17 protein-coding genes are annotated in these 18,762 nt (G+C 69.9%); 13 read left to right on the top strand and 4 right to left on the bottom strand.

Features of this window, described 5'->3' with window-relative positions; all coding sequences use genetic code 11:
- The first annotated feature begins 85 nt into the window (after nt 1–85).
- Together HG543_RS04365 and HG543_RS04360 are read left to right on the top strand one after the other, a co-directional pair.
- Complete coding sequence (locus HG543_RS04365) at nt 86–718, top strand: hypothetical protein (protein ID WP_169343376.1); 633 nt, start codon at nt 86–88, stop codon at nt 716–718.
- The gene (locus HG543_RS04360) at nt 715–951 is read left to right on the top strand and encodes a hypothetical protein (RefSeq protein ID WP_169343375.1); all 237 of its coding nucleotides are present in this window, start codon (nt 715–717) and stop codon (nt 949–951) included. Before HG543_RS04365 ends, HG543_RS04360 begins: the two co-directional genes overlap by 4 nt.
- 48 nt (nt 952–999) lie before the next feature.
- Here HG543_RS04360 and HG543_RS04355 read toward each other — a convergent pair whose 3' ends face one another.
- Together HG543_RS04355 and HG543_RS04350 are read right to left on the bottom strand one after the other, a co-directional pair.
- The gene (locus HG543_RS04355) at nt 1,000–3,921 is read right to left on the bottom strand and encodes an SBBP repeat-containing protein (RefSeq protein ID WP_169343374.1); all 2,922 of its coding nucleotides are present in this window, start codon (nt 3,919–3,921) and stop codon (nt 1,000–1,002) included.
- A gap of 1,064 nt (nt 3,922–4,985) precedes the next feature.
- Entirely contained in the window at nt 4,986–6,389 is a 1,404-nt protein-coding gene (locus HG543_RS04350) for a serine/threonine-protein kinase (protein ID WP_169343373.1), read from the bottom strand.
- Nucleotides 6,390–6,566: 177 nt separating this feature from the next.
- Between HG543_RS04350 and HG543_RS04345 the strand changes: the two genes are divergently transcribed.
- Nucleotides 6,567–7,367, top strand: coding sequence for an MOSC domain-containing protein (locus HG543_RS04345; RefSeq protein WP_169343372.1), 801 nt, complete (start codon nt 6,567–6,569; stop codon nt 7,365–7,367).
- 75 nt (nt 7,368–7,442) lie between these two features.
- Here HG543_RS04345 and HG543_RS04340 read toward each other — a convergent pair whose 3' ends face one another.
- Nucleotides 7,443–9,059: an alkaline phosphatase family protein gene (locus HG543_RS04340; protein ID WP_169343371.1), complete on the bottom strand. Its 1,617-nt coding sequence runs from the start codon at nt 9,057–9,059 to the stop codon at nt 7,443–7,445.
- A gap of 99 nt (nt 9,060–9,158) precedes the next feature.
- Here HG543_RS04340 and HG543_RS04335 point away from each other — a divergent pair, with 99 nt between their 5' ends.
- The 4 genes from HG543_RS04335 (at nt 9,159) to HG543_RS04320 (ending at nt 11,606) form a co-directional block, all read left to right on the top strand.
- A complete protein-coding gene (locus HG543_RS04335; protein ID WP_169343383.1) occupies nt 9,159–9,587 on the top strand; it encodes an acyl-CoA thioesterase in 429 nt (142 codons plus the stop codon).
- 31 nt (nt 9,588–9,618) lie between these two features.
- Nucleotides 9,619–10,584 (top strand): class II fructose-bisphosphatase, encoded by a 966-nt coding sequence (gene glpX, locus HG543_RS04330; protein WP_169343370.1) that lies wholly within the window; start codon nt 9,619–9,621, stop codon nt 10,582–10,584.
- Nucleotides 10,585–10,620: 36 nt separating this feature from the next.
- Nucleotides 10,621–11,046: a type II toxin-antitoxin system RatA family toxin gene (locus HG543_RS04325; protein ID WP_169343369.1), complete on the top strand. Its 426-nt coding sequence runs from the start codon at nt 10,621–10,623 to the stop codon at nt 11,044–11,046.
- Nucleotides 11,047–11,429: 383 nt separating this feature from the next.
- On the top strand, nt 11,430–11,606 hold the full coding sequence (locus tag HG543_RS04320) for a hypothetical protein (protein ID WP_169343368.1): 177 nt from the start codon (nt 11,430–11,432) through the stop codon (nt 11,604–11,606).
- A 117-nt stretch (nt 11,607–11,723) separates the two neighbouring features.
- On the opposite strand, the gene HG543_RS04315 is transcribed toward HG543_RS04320, so the two are convergent.
- Nucleotides 11,724–12,791, bottom strand: a complete 1,068-nt coding sequence (locus tag HG543_RS04315; protein WP_169343382.1) for an ADP-ribosylglycohydrolase family protein — start codon at nt 12,789–12,791, stop codon at nt 11,724–11,726.
- A 79-nt stretch (nt 12,792–12,870) separates the two neighbouring features.
- Here HG543_RS04315 and eno point away from each other — a divergent pair, with 79 nt between their 5' ends.
- From eno to HG543_RS04285, 6 genes are all read left to right on the top strand, one after another.
- Nucleotides 12,871–14,169: a phosphopyruvate hydratase gene (eno, locus tag HG543_RS04310; RefSeq protein WP_169343367.1), complete on the top strand. Its 1,299-nt coding sequence runs from the start codon at nt 12,871–12,873 to the stop codon at nt 14,167–14,169.
- A 4-nt stretch (nt 14,170–14,173) separates the two neighbouring features.
- Nucleotides 14,174–14,965 (top strand): 5'/3'-nucleotidase SurE, encoded by a 792-nt coding sequence (gene surE, locus HG543_RS04305; RefSeq protein WP_169343366.1) that lies wholly within the window; start codon nt 14,174–14,176, stop codon nt 14,963–14,965.
- 14 nt (nt 14,966–14,979) lie between these two features.
- The gene (locus tag HG543_RS04300) at nt 14,980–15,912 is read left to right on the top strand and encodes a LysM peptidoglycan-binding domain-containing M23 family metallopeptidase (RefSeq protein ID WP_371876495.1); all 933 of its coding nucleotides are present in this window, start codon (nt 14,980–14,982) and stop codon (nt 15,910–15,912) included.
- Nucleotides 15,913–15,914: 2 nt separating this feature from the next.
- Entirely contained in the window at nt 15,915–16,292 is a 378-nt protein-coding gene (locus tag HG543_RS04295) for a hypothetical protein (RefSeq protein WP_169343364.1), read from the top strand.
- 126 nt (nt 16,293–16,418) lie between these two features.
- A complete protein-coding gene (locus HG543_RS04290; RefSeq protein ID WP_171817829.1) occupies nt 16,419–17,573 on the top strand; it encodes a hypothetical protein in 1,155 nt (384 codons plus the stop codon).
- A gap of 14 nt (nt 17,574–17,587) precedes the next feature.
- Nucleotides 17,588–18,721: a tetratricopeptide repeat protein gene (locus HG543_RS04285; protein ID WP_169343362.1), complete on the top strand. Its 1,134-nt coding sequence runs from the start codon at nt 17,588–17,590 to the stop codon at nt 18,719–18,721.
- Nucleotides 18,722–18,762: the final 41 nt, after the last annotated feature.

Genomic DNA, 18,762 nt, shown 5'->3' with positions numbered 1-18,762 from the left:
ATGGCGGGGTTGCGTTGCCGCGAGCACCGCAACCCCGCTGTGGTAGCTATGCATTTCCACTCTTTCCTGGATTCGAGGAATGGACATGCAAGCAATGCTCCGTGGTGCCCTGCTGTGTTCCCTGTTCGTCGCCGTCGGCTGCAGGCCGGGGGCCGTCCGTCCGACGCCGCCTCCCGAGGAGCAGCCGTCCGTCACCGCGGCCTGTGACGACACGCAGAAGGCCATCTCCCAGGCGGCGGACACGCGCGCGAGCCCGTACGGCATCGACCAGCACGTGGAGAAGAACTTCAAGGACCGCAAGGTGTCGTGGCTGATGCCGGAGGCGCTGTACCAGAAGTTCGTCGTGCAGACGGGCGCGAAGAACTTCGGCCGGTGCAACGACAGCGGCTGCTTCCTGTTCGCGGCCCCCACGGCCACCATCCAGGAGGCCGTCACGAAGTCGATGGTGGATGGGAAGCATGACCCCGCCGTCATCGGTCAGGCGCTCGGGCTGCCCGCGAAGAACTTCGAGGGCCCGCTGCGAATGATGACGCTGGACCTGGCGGCCTCGAAGTCGTGCGCGCGCCTGCCGGTGGACGAGGACCCGGGCGTGTGGAAGTGCCAGACGCCCGAGGACACGGACTGCTTCAAGTTCGGCGGCTACACCTCGGGCGGCATTCCCGAAATCATGGTCATCAACGCGCCCGTCGACCAGGCCACCGTCGCGGAGATTCCGTGAGCGACGAAGAGGTCCTCATCCAGAGCCCGCTGATGTACCGGCTGCTGCGGGCTCCGGATGGGACGCTGACGCTCGAGGTCGTCGTGGGCGGCTTCGCCATGTACGAGGTCCGCGTGCGCCTCACCGCCGAGGAGGCGGAGCAGTACGCGCGCGAGGGCCGCGCCTTCGCGGACCGCATGGCCCAGGCCATCATGGCCAACCCGCCCTTCGGCGGACGCTCGGTGCGCGGCTGATGTCGAGGGCCGTGACCGCCCAACGGGGTCACGGCCCTTCGACTCACGTCACGGTGCGAAGCGGCCCAGGAAGAGGTCCTTGCCGCCCGCGCTCGTCAGGCCGGGCAGGGTGCCCATCGTGCCGCCCACGATGTACACGCCATTGCCGGAGCGCGAGGCCGCGCCCAGCGCCACCTCGTCCGTAGCGGAGCCCAGGTGCTCCACCCAGCCGCGGGTGCCGTCGCTGGCGTAGCGCACGAGGAAGGCGTCATGGCCGCCCACATAGCCCGTGGCGAGCGCGGCGGTGCTGGAGCCCGTGAGGTACACGGTGCCGCCCACATCGGTGGCGACGCCGTAGCCGGAGTCCTCCCCGGCGGTGCCGATTTGACGGGCCCACTCGCGCACGCCCGCGCTCGTCCAGCGCGACACGAAGGCGTCCGTGCCGCCCTGCGAGGTGGCCGCCAGAGAGCCGGTGGTGGAGCCGCCCACGACGATGGCGCCCGTGCTGTCCACCTCCACGTCCTGCGCGATGTCGCTCGCGGCGCTGCCCCACTGGCGCACCCACGCCAGCGTGCCCTGGGCGGTGTACTTCGCGATGAAGACGTCCTGCCCACCCGCGCTGCTGTTGCCCGGCAGCGCTCCGCCGGTGACGCCCGCGACGTAGACGTTGCCGCTGGAGTCCGCGGCCACGCCGTACGCGAGGTCGTCCGCGGACGTGCCCAGCATGCGCACCCAGAGCAGGGCACCGGCGGCGCTGTACTTCGCCACGAAGGCGTCCTTCAGCCCCGCATTGGTGGCCTGGAGCGAGCCCGTCGTGTAGCCCGCGACGAGGAAGTCCGTCCCGTCCGTGGCCACCGCGCGCACCGAGTCCTCCGCCGCCGTGCCCAGCATGCGCACCCACTCACGCGTGCCCAGCGTGTTGTACTTCGCGACGAAGCCGTCGAGCGTGCCGCCCACGTACGTCTCTCCGGCGACACCGCCGCTGGCGTGGCCGCCCATGACGACGCCGGAGGTGGTGGCCGCCACGCCATAGGCGTGCTCGTCACCCGCGGCGCCGAGCTGCCGGCCCCAGTCGCGCGTGCCCGAGGCGGTGTAGCGCCGCAGCACCGCGTCGCGGCCGCCCTGGTTGTCGTAGTCGAACGCGCCCGTCGAGTAGCCCGCCACGTAGACGCCGCCGTTCGGGTCCGCCGTCACCGCGTAGCCGTACTCATCCGAGGCCGTGCCCATCTGCTGCTGCCAGAGCAGCTCGCCGCCTTCCTGGGGAGGAGGCGGCGTGGAGGCGCAGCGCTCCAGGGCGCCCTTGTCCGGCGCGGTGCCGCAATACGTGGCGCCGGTGTTGTTCATGGCGCTGTCCACGGCGGGGGAGGACGCCTGGAGGCTCAGGTCACCGGACGTCTCCAGGGTGAAGGCCGCGGGCGCCACCGTGCTGGACGGGTCCCTCAGAATCAGGCCGCCGGTGGCACACGCGCTGCTCCGCCAGCCGGTGAGGTCCTTCAGTCCCTGCTGGAAGTCGCAGGTGAAGTGCGCGGAGGAGCCATCGGTGTGGGAGAAGAGGTTGCCGTCGGACTCGAAGTCCGTGAGGAACTCGCCGTCGGTGACGAGCCAGCGCGAGCCCGGTGCGGACAGCGACACGACGTTGTTCCAGAAGTCCATGTTGCGCACCGTCCACCCGGCGCCAGCGATGACGAGGCCCTGGCGGCCCGCCTGGGAGATGGTGTTGTGGAAGAAGTCGCCACCGTTGAGCTTCTGGACGTAGAGGCCGGTGCCGGTGGTGCCGCCAGTGCCGCAGCCCTTCTCGCCCATGTAGAGGTGGTGGAAGCGGGTGCGGGCGACGACGATGTTGGAGACGAGGTCGCTGGCGCTGTTGCCCACGCCCAGGCCCATGCACGCGTCGTAGATTTCCGAGTCCTCCACCCGGATGCCCTGGGCACCGAAGTGGAAGATGGCCGTGCCTCCGCCGATGAGCGTGCCGCTGGAGTTCTTCGCGGCGCGGAAGCCGTGATAGCGCTCGCGGCGCAGGGTGACGAAGTCACAGTCCTTGATGTCGGTGGCTTCCTCGACGACGCCCTGGTTGGCGGGGCTGGTGAACATGTCGTTGTCCTCCAGCGTGATGTCCGCGGGGCGCGTGCCGGAGGTGTAGCCCGTCACCGGGCCGGCGCACTGGAGGCCGTCTCCGGTGTTGTCGTGGATGGTGTTGCCCTTCACCAGGACGGAGTGCGAGTCGGGCAGGACGATGATGGCGTGGCCGTCATCGCGCTGGCGGCAGTAGCTGCGCAGGACGTTGGACGCGTCGTACTCGGGCTTGCAGAAGCTGCCAGCGGCGCAGTCGGTGTGCAGGGTGCAGGCGATGCCGCGAGCGCTGCCGGCGGTGTGCTCGAAGGTGTTGCGAATCTCGTTGTTCTGGATGAGGACGTGCTGGGCCTGCACGTTGAGCGCGTCGAGCGCGGCGTCGCGAACGAGGCTGTTGCGCAGCGTCAGGTGGTCCGAGCGGAACAACACGGCGTTCGCGCGGGCATAGCGGCCGTCGAGCTCGAGGCCGTCGAGAATCCAGTACCGCCGGTTGAGGGTGAAGATGGAGGAGGAGCCGTTGCTCTTGAGCACGGGGCGGGTCTCGCCGGGCGCGCCGCGCAGGGTGATGGGCGCGGTGGCCGTGCCGTCCAGGGCGGAGGAGGACGCGAGGTCGACGTGGGTCGCGTCGTAGGTGCCCGCGTGGATGTAGACAGTGGAGCCGGCCGCCAGCCCGCGCACCGCGCGAGCGACCGTGCGCCAGGGGCGGGTGGAACTGCCGTCTCCGGTGGAGTCATTTCCCGTCAGGCTGACGTGGAACACCTTGGTGGCCGGCGAGACGTAGCTGGCATAGGCGTTCTGCGATTGCACCGAGGCTGGGGTCCGGCGGTCTCCCGCGACGATGTCCTTGCTCACCGCCGCGGGGGCCGAGGAGGCAAGGCCCAGCACCGCGAGCGCAAGACTTCGCGCCACATTCCCACGCATTCGAGGCTCCCGTTCGTTGTGTTAACTGGAGGATGAAGCGCGGCCAGGGTGTCACTGACTCGCGCCGAAATTCCAGGTGGGGAGCAGGGAGGCGGGGAGGCGTTCGAGGGCCAGGCTGCTATGGTGGCGACAGCCATTGCACCCGGGGGGGGCTCATGCGCTGGCGCCACGCGGCCATGTTCGTGGTTCTCCTCACGGTCGGAACAGGTTGTCCGCACGACCACATGCGCGACGGCTCGGACGAACAGACATGTGGCTGGGATTGCAGGTGAGGTGGCGACCCCTGCTGGCGGTTGTCGCGGGATTCCTGCTTCCGCTTCCGCTCGTACTTGCTCTCGGGGCAGGGAAGGGATGGCTCGAACAGAGCGCCGTGGCCGGAGACGTGAGAACGGTGAGCCCGGTCCTGACACTCGACGAGCGTCGGGCGCTCCTGACTCATGAGCGCCCTTGTGAGAAGGCCGAGGACTGCGAAGACCCACTGGGGTGTCTGACTTTCTCACGAGGTCAGGCCCTGTGCATGGCCAGTGAGTGCCAGACAGACCTTCAGTGCGCTGATGGATTCACCTGCAAGGCCTTGCGAAGTCGGGGCACGGGACCGTGGGTGCGCCTCTGCGTCGTCACGGGAATGGCTGACGAAGGAGCCCCCTGCTTCCCATCATTCACCTCAACACGCGAAATGGTCTGCCGCGCGGGGCTCCTCTGCAACAGCGGCTACTGCGGTCGCCCATGCCTGACGGATGTGCCGGAGTCATGCCCCGACGGCTCGTTCTGTGCGGACAGGCGCGAAGGTGCATCCTGCCTGCCGACGTGTGAGGACAGTCCCTGCGCGCAAGGACAGGAGTGCGTGCGTTTCGAACAAGGGATATCGGTATGCGCCCGCATCCGTGGAGAGAACTGTCAGCCCCAGGGCTGCCCCGAGGGGACCCATTGCACGGTGGGCTACGTTCCGGGGCGCCCGGGTGAGGTCCAGATGGAGTGTCGTGAGTGATGAACGAGATAGGCACGCAGGGCGGCCGGTCCCTCGGACTGGTGCCACGCCACGGGTTGCCAAGGCGGCGTCAGGCTCACTGCACGGGGCTCGAAGTAGGAGGACGCGCTGGCCGGAACGCGGGCGTGTAACACGCTCCCTTGTAGACGAAGTCACCCTCGCCGCAGTTCTTCGCGTCCACGGCCAGCTTCTTCCAGCAGCCGCCATTGATGGGCACCTGCCACTGGGGACAACGGCCCGTGGCGTCCGGACGGATTTGTCCCGGGAGGGGGCGGGGAGGGGTGTCCACTGCAATGGTCGACCAGGCGGATGGCGCCCGCACATGAGACACCGGGATGAACAGCGCGGTGTCTCCCACGGCGACGGTGCCGCCGTCCTTCGAGTCCTCGATGGTCGAGGCCTGATCCTTCACGGGCTCCACGCGGGGATGTGCGCTCAGCATCCACCCGGCCCCCATGGCGAGCGCGCCTCCCATGATGCCGGCCGTGAGCCATGCAGATCTGGAGCGACCGGGCGACTGATGCGCCATGGGCGGGTGCGAGACCTTCGCGGTCTCGGTGCGTGGTGCATTGCTCGCGAAGAGCTGCACATCTGCTTCGGGCCCTGTCTCGCGCCCGGCTTGTTCGAACGCTTCGGCGAGCTCCCGGGCGGAGCCCCGTGCCTCGGGGATCCTGGAGAGCATCCGAGACACGAGTGCATCCAGCTCCTCGCAACAGCGCGCATTGACCGCTCGCGCGGATGGTGCACCGGTTCTCTCCATGTTCTCGAAGGGAGCCGCCGGGTCCCCACCGTCTGGGTACTCGTCGGTCACCAATCGGTAGGCGGTGACGCCCAGTGCGAAGACATCGTCCGCCGGACCGGGCGCGTAGGGCACCAACGGCTCCCGCGCTGGGAGCCGCATCGACCGCCACGCCTCCGGCGGGCGATATGCCGGTGTTCCTGGTGGAAACGGGTGCCACGTCAGCGTGGCGGCGCCGATGAAAGACCCAGAGCCGAAGTCGGTCAGGAAGACCCGCCCATCCGCGGGACTCACCAGGATGTTGTCGCCTTTGACGTCCCTGTGCACTCCGCCCGCGGCATGGGTTGCCTCCAGGGCCCGCGCCAGTCTGGCGAGCACCTGAAGCACCTCCCGTGACGTGGGCCGGTGCGCACTCGCCCAGGCGTACAGCGACACGCCCTCCACCCAATCCATGGCGAGGTACGGGTAGAAGAAGTCCTCGGACTGTTGCCACACACCATGGTCCACCAGGCGCGGAACGTTCGGATGGTGGAGGCGGGAGAGGAGCTCGACCTCTCGTGCGAAGCGCTCATCCTGGGGGTGCAGGGCCAGCTTGAGGGCCACGGGAGCCGAGGCCGCCTCCACGCTGACGGCGCGGTAGACGGCGCCATAAGCTCCAAATCCCCGCCGCTCCAGCACACACCAGTCGCCTACTCTTGTTCCCAGGGGAAGGCGTGCCGGATTCAGGTGGACAGACAGCATGGCTTCCTCGCGAGGAGAGGCGCGTTTCGCGCGGCTCGCCCGGAGACTACTCCCGAAGTAGGAGCGTTCCAGCACAATCTCCTGAGGTGGAATTTCGCTGGAGAGCGCACGACAGGAGTCATCGCTCCATCACGAGCGGGTGTAGAGTCACGCGCCACTTCCATCCCCGCGCCCCCCATGCCCCGACTCCAGGCCCTCTTCCGCTATCCCCTCAAATCCGGCGCCGGTCTCCCGCTGGAACACGCCACCGTGGAGCCGCTGGGCATCGAACATGACCGCCGCTGGATGGCGGTCCGCCCCGATGGCTCCTTCCTCACCGGGCGCGAGCTGCCCTCGCTCGTGCTCGTGCGAGCCGTGCCCACGCCGTCGGGACTCCACCTGTCCGCGCCGGGCATGCCCGAGCTCACCGTGCCGCTTCCCACCGGAGCGTCACCGCGCCTCGACGTCACCGTGTGGAAGGACACCTGCTCCGCCGCGCGCACCGACGCCGCCGCGGACCGCTGGCTGTCCGAGTACCTCGGCATGCCTGCCGCGCTCGTGTACGTGGACTCGCGGATGCAGCGGCCCGTGGACCCGACCTACGCAGCACCGGAGGACCGCGTCGGCTTCGCCGATGCCTTCCCGCTGCTCCTCACCACCGAGGCCTCGCTGGCCGACCTCAACGGGCGCCTCGCCCAGCCGGTGCCCATGTCGCGCTTCCGTCCCAACCTCGTCGTCGACGGCACCGACGCCTTCGCCGAGGACGGCTGGAAGCGCCTGCGCATCGGCACCGTCGAGCTGGCCGTCGTCAAGCCGTGCGCCCGCTGCGTCTTCATCACCGTGGACGCGGACACCGCGCGCAAGGACCCGCACCAGGAACCCCTGCGCACCCTCACCACGTTCCGCCGCATCGACAACAAGGTGATGTTCGGTCAGAACGTCATCGTGCGCCGCGCGGGCACCGTGCGCGTCGGAGACGCGGTCGAAATCCTGGAGTAGGGCGGATGACGCCGCAGCGCGAGCAATGCGCCCGCCCGGAAGCGTCGGAGCGCAACACCCGGTACTTCCCGCCGCTCACTTCCCCGTGAGCACCTCCGCGCGCGGCTTGCCCTCCGCCGCCGCGGGCATTCCAATCTCCATCAGCGCCGCCAGCGTGGGCGCCACGTCCACCGGGTCCATCTCCTCCAGGTACACCCCCGGCTTGATGCCCTTGCCCGCGAACACCACGGGCACCTGCGAGTCGTACGAGTACGGCGTGCCGTGGCTCGTCCCCTCCGTGTCCGTGTAGAGCAGGTGGAAGGGCTTCACCATGAACAACACGTCCCCGCTGCGCTCCGGGTAGTAGCCCTTGCGCAGCGGCGCCAGGTGTCCCGCCGGGTCCGGCGCGGTGAACAGGTCATCCCTCGCCACCGCCGTCAGCACCGCCGGGTGCTTCGCCATCCACGCCGCCGCCGCCCGCCGCACCGCCGCGCCGTCCACCTTGCCCCCCTCCAGCGACTTGCCCGAGAGGTACACGTCCAGTTCCTCCAGCGACGCCGTCACGTCGCCGCCGAACTGCTTGCGCAGCTCCTGCGTCAGCGCCTGCGCCACCGCCACCGGGCTCACCCGCTGCGCCGGCAGCCCCTGCGCCGCCCACTGCTCCGGCATCGCCGCGCCGCCATGGTCCGCCGTCACCGCGATGACCAGGTTCGCCCGGCCTCCCGCCGCGCGCTCCGCCGCGGTGATGAGCTCCCCCAGCGCCTTGTCCAGCCGCAGCAGCGAGTCCTGCATCTCCCACGAGTACGGACCGAACTCGTGGAACACCAGGTCCGTCCCGCTGACACTCACCGCCAGCAGGTCCGGCACCTCGTCCTTCCCCAGCCCCTCCCCGACAATCGCCGCCTTCGCCGCCTCCACCAGCACGTCATGCGAGTCCGGCGACACCCCGAACGCCCGGTAGAAGACCAGCCCCGGCGACGGCAGCCCGCCATCCAGCGGGTGCGGGAAGGTGCGGCCCAGCCCGTACGCGTTCACCTCGTAGCTGCGCTCGTCCTCGCCCACGTACTCCGTGCGCGGCCGCATCAGCTCCCACTTCTTCCCGAAGTACGACTCCGGCAGCTTCCGCGCGTTCAGGTCCTTCACCCACGCGGGGAACTCCTTCGTGTACCAGGTGCCCGTCACGAACTTCCCCACGCCGTCGTCGAACCACCACGCCTGCCCCATCCGCCCGGCCAGCGCGATGGCCGCGCGCGACTTCAGCGACAGCGCCACCGCCTTGCCCCGCTCCTGCGTCGCCACCCGCAGCCGGTCCGCCAGCGTTTCCACCATCAGGTTCGCCGGGCTCGCGTCCTGCCCTGGGGTCAGCGGCACCTCCAGCACCGGGTGCGCCGGGTCCACGTAGGCGTTGACGGGCTTGCCCGTCGCCCGGTCCACCCAGCGGTTGTCGATGACTCCGTGCCTCCAGGGGTTCGTCCCCGTGGACAGGGTGGCGTGGCCCGGCGCGGTGCGGCACTCGGCGAAGCCGTAGCGGGCGTAGGGATAGAAGGCCCCGGCGGTCAGCAACTGCCCCAGGCCCCCCGTGAGCCGGGCGCGGTTTCGCAGGAGCACTTCGCTGCCCAGCGCGTCCACCGAGATGAAGAGCGTCAGCCGCGGCGGCTTCGCCAAGGCGGGCAGGGCGGCCAGGGCCGTCACCAGCAGGAGGGCTCGAATCATACGTATTAGAAAAGTGCCCCGGTCGGATGGTCAGAAGCAACCAACAAGGGGCGCGACTGCTTGGACGCTGACGGGGGCGCTGTTAGCTTGCGCGCCCTCATGGTCGAGGCCCGGCTTCGCGTCATCTACGGCGACACGGATCAGATGGGTGTCGTCTATTACGCGAACTACTTCCGCTACTTCGAGTTCGCCCGCAGCGAGTTCTTCCGCGCGCACGGCGGCAGCTATGCCGACATGGAGCGCTCCGGCCTCCAGCTGCCCGTCGCCGAGGCGAGCTGCCAGTACAAGTCACCCGCGCGTTACGACGACCTGCTCGTCATCCGCGTGCAGGTGGGCGAGTTGCGCCGCGCCTCCATCGTGTTCACCTACGAGCTTTTCCGCGAGGGCGAGCCGCGCACCCTGCTGTGCACCGGACGTACCCTGCACGCCTGCATCAAGCGCGACGGCAAGCCCACCCGGCTGCCGGACGCCATCATTCAGCTGATGAAACCCTCCGAGCCCACCCCGGGCTCCAGCTCTTCCCCCTGAATCCCCACGAATACCCAAGGAGCACACGACTATGGATCGCAACCTGGCAATGGAGGTGGTGCGCGTCACCGAGATGGCGGCCATCGCCTCCGCCCGTCTGATGGGCCGCGGCAACAAGAACGAGTCGGATCAGGCCGCCGTGGACGCCATGCGCCGCGCCTTCGACGCCCTGCAGATCGACGGCACCGTCGTCATCGGCGAGGGTGAGCGCGACGAGGCGCCCATGCTCTACATCGGCGAGCGGGTGGGCAAGCGCGGGGAGGGCGCCCCCGAGGTGGACATCGCCCTGGACCCGCTGGAGGGCACCAACCTGTGCGCCTACGGCCGCCCGGGCTCCATCTCCGTGGTCGCCATGGCCGGCAAGGGCGGGCTGCTCAACGCCCCCGACACGTACATGGAGAAGCTCGCGGTGGGCCCGCGCGCCCGCGGCGCCATCGACCTGCGCAAGTCCCCCACGGAGAACCTCCGCAACATCGCGGAGAGGATGAAGGTGTACGTGGAGGACCTCACCGTGGTGGTGCTGGACCGCGAGCGGCACGCGGACCTCATCAAGGAGGTCCGCGCGGCGGGCGCCCGCATCCGCCTCATCGAGGACGGTGACGTGGCCGGCGCCATCGCCACCTGCTTCGAGGGCACCGGCGTGGACGTGCTGATGGGCATCGGCGGCGCCCCCGAGGGCGTCATCGCCGCCGCCGCCATGCGCGCCACCGGCGGCGACATGCAGGGCCGCCTCGTCCCCCGCAACCAGGGGGAGATCGACCGCGCCAAGAAGATGGGCATCACCGACATGTCGAAGATCTACACCGCCGAGGAGCTGGCGAAGGGTGAGGTGATGTTCGCCGCCTCCGGCGTCACCTCCGGCGACTTCCTCAAGGGCGTGCGCTTCTTCGGCGGCGGCTGCGAGACGCACTCGGTCGTCATGCGCAGTAAGACGGGCACCGTGCGCTTCATCCAGTCCCTGCACAAGTTCGACAAGAAGCCGGGGTACGCGTTCTAGAGTAGCCCCCCACCTCTCGCCCTGTCGGAGAACCCCATGCCTGGCGCCACGCGGACCATCGTCATCAACGCTCCCGTCGAGAAGGTCTTCGACGTCATCACCCAGTACGAGCGCTACCCGGAGTTCCTCCCGGAGGTGAAGGAGATCCGCACCTCCAACCGGCAGGGCAACACGGTGGAGGTCCACTACAAGGTCGATGTGGTGAAGACGGTCAACTACTCCATCCGCGTCACCGAGGAGCGCCCCAAGCGGATGGCCTGGTCCTTCATCAAGGGCGAGGTGATGAAGGACAACAAGGGCAGCTGGGTGCTGGAGCCCGAGGGCGAGGGCAAGACGCGCGCCACCTACACCGTGGAGATGGCCCTGGGCGCCCTGGTGCCCAAGGCCATCGTCAACGCCCTCGTGGACACCTCGCTCCCCAAGATGCTGGACGCCTTCAAGCGCCGCGCGGAAGGGGCCTGAGGGCCTCCCTCCCAGGTCCGGAAGGACCCTGACGCACACCGTCACGCCCCCTTGGAGCAGGCAGGCGGGCGACCCTGGTCAGCGGGGCGGATTGCCGCCCTGAATGGCCGGGGTCTGTCCGTGAGTTGGACCGCTTGCGGGCTATTTCGAGGGCATTAGAATGAACATCGTCCCGACCGGATTTCGGGGCCCCCATGACATCCATGCCACGGTTGCCCTGGCCAGGATGTCGGGTGGCGGACGAGCAACCGTGCGAGATGGCAGTGACGTACCCAGTGCAGAACCGGGGTTCTTAATTTGCATCTGAGATTCGTGGACGTGGTTTTTGGGCGGGACGGCGGGCGTACATCGGGGTACGTAGGCTGAGGGAGACGGATAGACCCATGCTCGACGCCTTCATCATCGAAGAAATCAAGCGCCGTGAGCGCCGCCGCGAGGACCATGAGAGGCCCGTGGTGGAGCTGCCGCTGCCCGCCCCGGACGACCGCCCTCGGCGCCGGACGGAGACGGAGGAGGACAAGCCTCAGCGAGGCGTGGTGGTCATCGACCTGTTGTCTTGATTCCAACGCGCGGCCCCGAAGCCGCGGCGTGTGTCACCGGGCCCGCGGCGGTGTCCTCACTGAGGACCACCTCCGCGGGCTTCGCGCGTCCAGGGGCCCGCAGGCTCGACGGCGTCCTCAGACGGGGACGAGCGCCAGCAGGTGCCTCGGGTGGTACACGTCCCAGAGGGGGCCCTTCACGGTGGCGAGCGCCTCCAGCACGCCCTTGCGCCACTCGGCGGGCAGGGCCTCCTCGCCGTGGAAGGCGCCCACCAGCGCGCCGGTGATGGCGGCGTGGGCCTCCGTGTCGCCCCCCCGGTGGACGACATCCAGCAGCGCGGCTTCCGCGGAGGGGGCGTGGAGCAGCTCCCAGAAGGCGAGCCGGAAGGCCACACGCACCGCATGCAGCGGCCGGTGCAGGTGCAGGTCCGGCCCGTAGAGCTGCGGATCCTCCTTCTGGGCCAGCTCCAGGTCCTCCCGCAGCAGCTGGGCCGCGTGCGTCACCTCCTGGACGTAGTCGCTCGCGGAGCGGCCGAGCGCCGCGCCCGCCAGCAGGAGCCCGGACTCCGCCGCGGAGAGGAGGTCCTCCTTCTTCAGCGCGGCGCCGCTGGTGACGGCGCGCGCCAGGGCGGCGTTGAAGGCGGCGCAGGCGAGCTGGCAGCGCGGGTCATAGTGGGTGAGGGCGGAATCCTCCAGCGAGGCCTGGGTGCGCGCGGCGGCGTTGTCCGCCAGGTAGACGCCCAGAGGCGCGGTGCGCGCGAGGCTCCCGGGGAACGCGGGCTGGCGGAAGGCGCGCAGCCACACGCGCTTGCCGGCCCCCAGCGGCGGCGCGCCGGAGCCGCATTCCTCCAGGACGGCCTTCATCGGCTCGCTGACGTCGAAGGCGTGCGGCTGCCAGGCGCGGTAGCGGCGGAGCGCGTCCGCGGCGTCGTAGCGCCGCAAGTCCCTCAGGCTGTGGCCGAGGCAGCACGCGAGCTGCACCTCTTCCGTCACCTGGCCCTTGCGCAGCTCATGGGGGCCCCCTCCCATCAGCTTGAGGTAGGGCCCTTCCGCCTGCTGGGGAAAAGAAGGTGCCATGAAGGGGCGGTGCGCGGTGGGCACGGACAAGGCATTGCCCACGGCCAGGCCGAGCAGGGCGCCTCGGCGTCGCTGGGCGAGGAGGGGGTCGGGCCCCTGGGGGGCGGCATTGCGGCGGTTGGGCGGCATTCGGCGGGTGGACACTGTAGCAGTGCCCGGTGCGAGCACGCTTGCCCGGTCTGGAACCCTCCTCTAGAAACGGCCGCCTATGACCGAGATTGCTCAGATTCTGGCGCGTGAAGTGCTCGACTCCCGTGGCAACCCCACCGTGGAGGCCGAGGTCCATCTGGCCGGTGGCTCCCGGGGCCGCGCGGCGGTGCCGTCCGGTGCGTCCACCGGCGAGCACGAGGCCATCGAGCTGCGTGACGGCGAAAAGGGGCGCTACCTGGGCAAGGGTGTGCGCAAGGCCGTCAAGAACGTGATGGACGTGCTCGCCCCCGCCCTGGTGGGCATGGACGCCGCGGATCAGTTCGCGGTGGATCAGAAGATGCTGGAGCTGGACGGCACGCCCACCAAGGGCAAGCTGGGCGCCAACGCCATCCTCGCGGTGTCCATGGCCTGCGCCCGCGCGGCGGCGGACGCTCACGGCCTGCCCCTGTACCGCTACGTGGGCGGCGCCCAGGCGCGCACCCTGCCGGTGCCGCTGATGAACATCCTCAACGGCGGCGCGCACGCGGACACCCGCGTGGACGTGCAGGAGTTCATGGTGGTGCCCGCGGGCGCCACCAGCTTCGCGGAAGGCCTGCGCTGGGGCGCGGAGGTGTTCCACGCGCTGAAGAAGATTTTGAAGGGCCGCAAGCTGGCCACCGGCGTGGGCGACGAGGGCGGCTATGCCCCGGACCTGCCGGCCAACGAGGAGGCCCTCAAGCTCATCATGGAGGCCATCGACCAGGCGGGCTTCAAGGCCGGCGAGCAGCTGTTCCTCGCCCTGGACGTGGCGGCCAGCGAGTTCTTCGACAAGGGCTCGAAGAAGTACCGGCTCAAGGGCGAGGGCAAGGAGTACGACGCGGCCGGGATGCTCGACTACTACCGCGGCCTGAGCGAGCGCTACCCCATCATCTCCATCGAGGACGGCATGGCGGAGGATGACTGGGAGGGCTGGAAGAAGCTCACCGACGCGCTGGGCGGGAAGCTCCAGCTGGTGGGCGACGACCTCTTCGTCACCAACGTGGAGCGGCTGGGCCGCGGCATCGAGGGCGGCGTGGCCAACTCCATCCTGGTGAAGGTGAACCAGATTGGCTCGCTGACGGAGACGTTCGACGCGGTGCGCATGGCGCACAAGGCGGGCTACACGTCGGTGATGAGCCACCGCTCGGGCGAGACGGAGGACACCACCATCGCGGACCTCGCGGTGGCGCTGGACTGCGGGCAGATCAAGACGGGCTCGGCGTCGCGCTCGGACCGCATCGCCAAGTACAACCAGCTGCTGCGCATCGAGCAGGAGCTCGGCGCGGCGGCCCGCTACGCCGGCAAGAGCGTGTTCCGCTCGCTGGCGCAGAAGAAGTGAGCCCGTGAGCGCCCCCAAGCCACGCATCCTCGTCTCGAACGACGACGGCTACTTCTCCGAGGGCCTCAAGGCCCTCGTGGAAGCGGTGAGCCCCCTGGGAGAGGTGTGGGTGGTGGCGCCCGACCGCGAGCAGAGCGCCGCCTCGCACGCCATCTCCCTGCACCGGCCGCTGCGCATCAAGGAGGTGCGCGAGCGGTGGTACTCCGTCGACGGGACGCCAGCGGACAGCGCATATCTGGCCATCAACCACATCCTGAAGGATGCTCGGCCCACTCTCATGGTGTCCGGCATCAACCACGGCGCGAACCTGGCGGAAGACGTCATGTACTCGGGCACCGTGGCTGCGGCGATGGAGGGGGCCCTGCTCGGGGTGCCCGCCATCGCCTTCAGCCTGGTGACGCGGGGGCAGCCGTTCGACTTCGGCCCGGCCGCGCGCTTCGCGCGGTCGCTGGTGCAGAGCGCGCTGACGCGGCCGCTGCCGCCGAGGATGCTCCTCAACGTGAACATCCCCAATGGGGTGGAGCCGGACGGCTACGTCGTCACGCGGCTGGGCCGGCACACCTACGGGTACAACGTGGTGGAGAAGGAAGACCCTCGCGGCCGGAAGTACTACTGGATTGGCGGCAGCGAGTACCAGCACGAGGACATCCCGGGGAGTGACTGCAACGCCGTGTTCCTGGACCGGCGCGTCTCGGTGACGCCCCTGCACTTCGAGCTGACGGACCACGAGCGCCTCCCGGACATCAAGGAGTGGCGGCTCGACGGCTTCCAGCGGCACGAATCGGATGGTGCCTAGCGTTGAAGGCTTCCGTGTCCAGCCAGGCGGTGGTGGTGCTCCGGGTGCTGCTCGTGGCCGTGCTGTTCGCCGGCTGCGCGGGCACCCGGGCCGCCGCGCCCGGGCCGGACACGGGGCTGGAGCCCGTGGGGGACGCTCGCGGGCCTGAAGTCTCCGCGGCGTCTTCGGGCACGGCTTCCTCCGCGCCGCAGCGGAGCGCGCTGCCGTTCTCCCTGCGGGGCGCGCACCCGGAGCCGGAATTGGTGTCCGTGCGCCACCGCGTCGCGCCGGGCGAGACGATGTATCGAATCTCCAAGACGTACGGCCTCACGGTGGAGGAGCTGGGGGCCGCCAACAACATCAAGGCGCCGTGGACGCTGGCGGTGGGGCAGGAGCTCCTCATCCCCGGCGTGGTGCGCGACGTGCCGGAGGCGCTGGCCGAGGCGGACCCCGAGCCGGTGCGCACGTCCACCGAGACTCCCGTGCGGCGGGGAAGCTCGCCCACGGTGGCCCGGCGCGAGGAGCCTCCGTCCCGCCCGCGCCCCGTGTTGCGTCCAGGGGCTTCACGGCCCCGACTGGCGACCCAGGGGATTCTCGACTGGCCGCTGAAGGGCGTGCTGTACGGGCGGTTCGGGAAGAAGGGCCGGGAGCCGCATGACGGCATCGACCTGGCAGCGCCCTCGGGGACGCCGGTGAAGACGGCGCAGGAGGGCACGGTGCTGTACGCGGGCGAGCAGCGCGGGTACGGCAACATCGTCATCGTCGACCACGGGAAGAACATCATCACGCTGTACGCGCACAACCGGGAGTTGCGCGTGCGCACGGGGCAGCGCGTGCTCCGGGGACAGGTCATCGCCACGGTGGGCGAGTCCGGCAAGACGTCCGGGCCGCACCTGCACTTCGAGGTGCGGCTGGATGGAAAGCCCGTGGACCCGCTGGAGTACCTCGGCGTCATGCCGTCCTCCTGAAGATGACCTACGATCCAGACTTCGATGTGGACGCCATCCTCCGCGTCATCGGCACCGTCAATGAGAAGTACCCGGACGGCTCGCCTGAGGACGAAGCCCTCCACATCGCCGCGGGTGCCCTGGTCTTCTTGCGGGACCGTCAAAAACTGGAGGAGTACCGGGCGTACTTCCGGAAGTACTTCACTCCCGCCACCAGCGCGGCACTCGTCGCTCGCACATTCGACTCCCGCCAAGCGGCGGACGCGTGGCTCGCGAGTGGAGAGGCCACGGACGGCGTGCTCGTGAGCATTGCTGGCGAGGGCTTTGCCGTCATCAGGCTGCCGAACAGATGGGAGTTGCTTCGCACCCCGCTACCCGAGGAACTGAACCAGCCCAAGTGAGCGTGCGAAGGCGGTTGGACGTCTGCTGCCCAGGCCGCCTGGCGGAATCCGGAGAGCGCAATGTGATGGGCATCCAGGCGCTCCGGCACTCCGTGAGAGGCCCGGGTGAGGGTAGAGTGCCGCCCCGTGTCGCGCTCCCTTCCGCTGCTGGCCTCCCTCTGCCTCCTCCTGACCACGACCGCGCTCGCGCAGGCGCCCGCCGCGTCCGAGGCCCCCGGTAGCGGAGGAGAGCCGCCCGCCGCGCCCGTCGCCCCGCCGACGTCCGGAACGCAGCCCGCCTCCGGGCCGCCTGCTCCCGCCGCCCAGGCCACGCCGGCCCGGGAGCCCGAGAAGGAAGCCCTCATCGTCGCGGTGCTCACCCTCGAATCCAACGAGTCCGCCCGCGACTCCGCGCCCGGCATCACCTCGCTCATCGCCTCGCGCCTCGCCGAGTCCCCGCGCCTGCGCGTGCTCTCCCAGCGCGACATCGAGACGGTGCTCGACGCCGAGCGCCAGCGGCAGTTACTCGGCATCAAGACGTGTGAGCGCGGCGCCTGCCTCCAGGAGCTCTCGTCCATCACCGGCGCCCGCTACATCATCACCGGCCGGTTGGACCGCTTCGGCGACCAGTACCTCCTCACCGCCAGCCTCGTGGACACCGTCGGCGGCCGCAGCCTCGCCAAGCCCCGCGCGGAAGCCCCCGAGGCCGACCACCTGCTGCGCACCGCCGAGGCCGTCGCCGACCAGCTCCGCGCCGCGCTCGTCTCGCCCGAGGAGGTGCCCACCGCCCGCCCGCTGCTCGGCGGCGCGAAGACGACGGGCGGCGGCAGCCTCACGCTGGGCCTGCGCATCAACAACAACTTCGTCGACAAGCTGGCCACCCTCAACCCGGGCGGCGACCTGGAGGTGGGCTACTGGTTCCACCCCGAGTGGGTCGGCTTCGCGCAGCTCGGCTTCTCCTACGTGCAGTCCAACACCGAGGGCGCCAAGGGCGGCCTCAACGTCCTGCCCAGCGTCGTGGGCCTGCGCCACTACCACAACGTGGAGAAGGCCCTCCGGCCCTACTGGGGCTTCGGCCTCGGCGTGCAGCTGTCCTTCGGCGACTTCGGCATCTTCCAGTCCACCGGCCCGCTGCCCACCGTCGTCGGCTTCGCCGGCCTCGAGTACCTCATCGCCGGCCACGTGGGCCTGCAGCTGGAACTCGGCACCAACGTCGCCCAGGCCGTGCTCGGACTGGCCGACTCGCAGCTGGGCGACGGCCTCAACTTCGACGTCAACGCCGGCATCGCGTACCACTTCTGAGAGTCGGAGCCTCCATGTCCCCGCGAGTCCTGCCCCTGCTCGTCCTGCTCGCCGCCGTCGCGTGCACCGAGAGCCCACCGCCCGTCAGCGACAAGGACCACGCCGAGGGCCTCTACCTCAAGGGCACCGCCGAGTACCTCCAGGGCCGCTTCGAGGAGTCGCTCAAGTCCTTCGACGCCATGAAGCAGCTGCTCCCCAATGACCCGCGCCTGCCCGCCGCCCGAGGCGAGGTCTACCTCTCCATGGGCCGTCTCAACGAGGCGCTCGCCGAGTTCGAGGTCGCCGTCCAGCAGGACCCGCGCCGCTCCACCAACTGGAGCCGCCTGGGCTTCATCCAGTCCCAGCTCGGGCGCATCCCCGAGGCACAGAGCTCGCTGCGCAAGGCCATTGCCCTCTACCCCCACGACTTCAACGCGCTGGAGTCGCTCGGCGAGCTGCACCTCAAGAAGGGCGAGCACGACGAGGCGGTGAACCACTTCACGCTCGCCGCCGGCGCCGCGCCCAGGGAGGCGAAGTCCGCGCTCATCATGCGCGCGCTCGACGTGCTGGCGGAGCAGAAGCGCCATGACGAGGTGCTCGCCCGCGCGCAGAAGGCCGTGGACACGGGCATCCGCTCGCCCGAGGTGTACACCGCGCTGGGCGACGCGCTCGTGCGCTCCGGGAAGCTCCCCGAGGCCGCCAACGCCTACAAGGAGGCCGCCAGCCGCGCCCCCAGGGACCCGACGCTCTGGGAGCTGGTGGGGGAGATTCACACGCGGCTGGACAAGCCCGGTGACGCCATCGCCGCCTACAAGGAGTCCCTGCGCGTGAAGGACCGCGCCATCGTCCACGTGGCGCTCGCCCGCATCCACCTCGCGATGAGCAACCGCGCCGCCGCCGAGGACGAGCTCAAGGCCGCGCTGGAGTCCGTCTCCGGCCAGGACGCGCGGGAGTTGCGCGAGCTGGCCGAGCTGCTCACCGTGCTGGGCCGGAAGCCGGATGCGCTGCGCATCCTCACCAGCCTCAGCGCGGAGCCGGAGCAGGTGAAGGACGCGGAGCTGCAGCTCACCACCGCCCGGCTGGCGCGCGAGCTGAAGGACACGGCCACGCTCCAGGCGGCCTGTGCCCGCGCCACCGCCGCCGATGCCTCGCTGAAGAAGTGCCCCTGAGTGGGGCAGGGGAGGCGCCCCGGGCTCGCGATGCCCGGCGC

This window comes from Pyxidicoccus fallax, from assembly GCF_012933655.1.
In the GTDB taxonomy this organism is placed as follows: domain Bacteria; phylum Myxococcota; class Myxococcia; order Myxococcales; family Myxococcaceae; genus Myxococcus; species Myxococcus fallax.
The sequence above is the reverse complement of the archived record's forward strand: the minus strand, read 5'-3'. Positions and strand labels throughout refer to the sequence as shown.